General features: G+C 73.8%; 2 protein-coding genes, 1 pseudogene and 1 riboswitch. Of the genes and pseudogenes, 2 read left to right on the top strand and 1 reads right to left on the bottom strand.

Translation table 11 applies throughout. From position 1 onward, the window contains the following. A pseudogene (locus H5J30_RS37135) lies at positions 1-86 on the bottom strand (histidine phosphatase family protein); the annotation flags it as partial. Positions 87-151: 65 nt separating this feature from the next. Further along, a riboswitch (cobalamin riboswitch) is annotated at positions 152-314 on the top strand. Positions 315-349: 35 nt separating this feature from the next. Here H5J30_RS37135 and H5J30_RS32130 point away from each other — a divergent pair. Continuing rightward, positions 350-586 carry a CbtB domain-containing protein gene (locus H5J30_RS32130; protein WP_258563633.1) on the top strand — a complete coding sequence of 79 codons (237 nt, stop codon included), beginning with the start codon at positions 350-352 and terminating at the stop codon, positions 584-586. 22 nt (positions 587-608) lie between these two features. Then, complete coding sequence (locus tag H5J30_RS32125; protein WP_181791142.1) at positions 609-1412, top strand: CbtA family protein; 804 nt, start codon at positions 609-611, stop codon at positions 1410-1412. Positions 1413-1607 lie beyond the last annotated feature (195 nt).

The following is a 1607-nucleotide window of genomic DNA, read 5'->3' as shown; positions in this document are numbered from 1 at the left end:
GCACGTCGACCCGCCGCGTCCAGCGGCTCGTCCGCGCCGAACGCGGCCTGCCGCAGCTCGGCGTTGACCGCCGGCGTGACGAGCATCACCCGGACCGTCACCAGCCGTCCCACCTGCCCCTCGGCGTCTCGGCCGGCGGACGCCGTATGGCCGCCGATCCGCAGGCGACGGTATCGTCATCTCGTCAACCGAATACGACGGCGCAACGGAAGCCCGGTGAGAATCCGGCACGGCCGCGCCACTGTGAGCCGGACGACGCCCCGCGCGGGGCGGAGTCCGGTGAGTCAGACCCGCACCGTCGTGAACTGCTCCACCGCATGGGACGCGTGATCCCCGGGAGGTTTTCGTCATGGCCCAGTCAGCCGTGTCACCCACGACGCCCGCCGCCGACAGGCCGGCCGGCCCGCTCATCACACCCGTTCCGCTGAAGACCATCGCCCCGTGGGCGCTGTTCGGCGGGATCCTGATGCTCGTTCTGCTGTACTTCGTCGGCGCCGAACAGGGTGCCACCTCCCTGGTGTCCGGCGAAGGCGTGCACGAGTGGCTGCACGACGGCCGGCACCTGCTCGGCTTCCCCTGCCACTGAGCGGGGGGTCTCGGTGATCACGCTGAACTCCGCGGCGGTCCGCGGGCTGCTGCTGCGCGGGATGCTCGTGGGGCTGGGTGCGGGTGTGCTGGCGCTGGTGGTGGCGTACGTCCTGGGTGAGCCGCAGGTGGATGCGGCGATAGAGCAGGAGGCGCACGGATCCGGCCATGGCGGTTCGGATTCCGGTGCTGGTTCTGGTCCTGGTTCTGGTTCTGGTTCTGGGTCGGATGGGGAACTCGTCAGCCGCTCCCTCCAGTCCACGGCCGGGCTCGCGACGGGCCTGCTCGTCTACGGCGTCGCCCTCGGCGGCCTCGCCGCGCTGGCGGTTGCGTACGCGCTGGGCCGCGTGGGGCGCTTCGGCCCGCGGGCGACGGCGCTGCTGCTGGCGCTGGGCGGGCTGGTCTCGGTCTACGCGGTGCCGTTCCTGAAGTACCCGGCGAACCCGCCGGGCGTCGGCGACCCGGAGACGGTCGGCGACCGGACGGCCCAGTACTTCCTGATGGTGCTGCTGAGCGTGCTGCTGGCGGTCGGCGCGGCGGTGGCCGGACGGCGGCTGCTGCCGCGGCTCGGCGGCTGGTACGCGACGGTGGCGGGCGGTGCGGTGTTCGCGGCGGCGGCGGGGGTGGCGGTCGCGCTGCTGCCGGAGTCGTCGGTGGCGGTGCCGGACGGGTTCCCGGGGGACCTGCTGTGGCGGTTCCGGTTGGCTTCGGTGGCGGTGCACGGGGTGTTGTGGGTGGGGTTCGGGTTGCTGTTCGGGGAGTTGGCGGAGCGGTTGGTGCTGCGCGGTGGGGTGGGGCGGGCGCGGGGGGCGCCGGTGGTGGGTTGAGGGGGGTTGTTCCCCGACCCCGCCCTGCCCGCACGCTCACCCGCCCCGCCCGCACCCTCACCGAACGGCACCATGACACCCGAATCCGCGTCACCTCCCGCCCCGCGCCTGCGCGCCCGCTCCCTGACGTACGCCTTGGGCGCCACCCTGGGCTACGCCGCGGACCGGGTCTTCGGCGACCCGCGCCGGGCCCAC

Origin of the sequence: Streptomyces phytophilus, assembly GCF_013870535.1 — a bacterium.
GTDB classification, from domain to species: Bacteria; Actinomycetota; Actinomycetes; order Streptomycetales; family Streptomycetaceae; genus Streptomyces; species Streptomyces phytophilus.
This window is presented reverse-complemented; position numbering and strand designations above follow the sequence as displayed.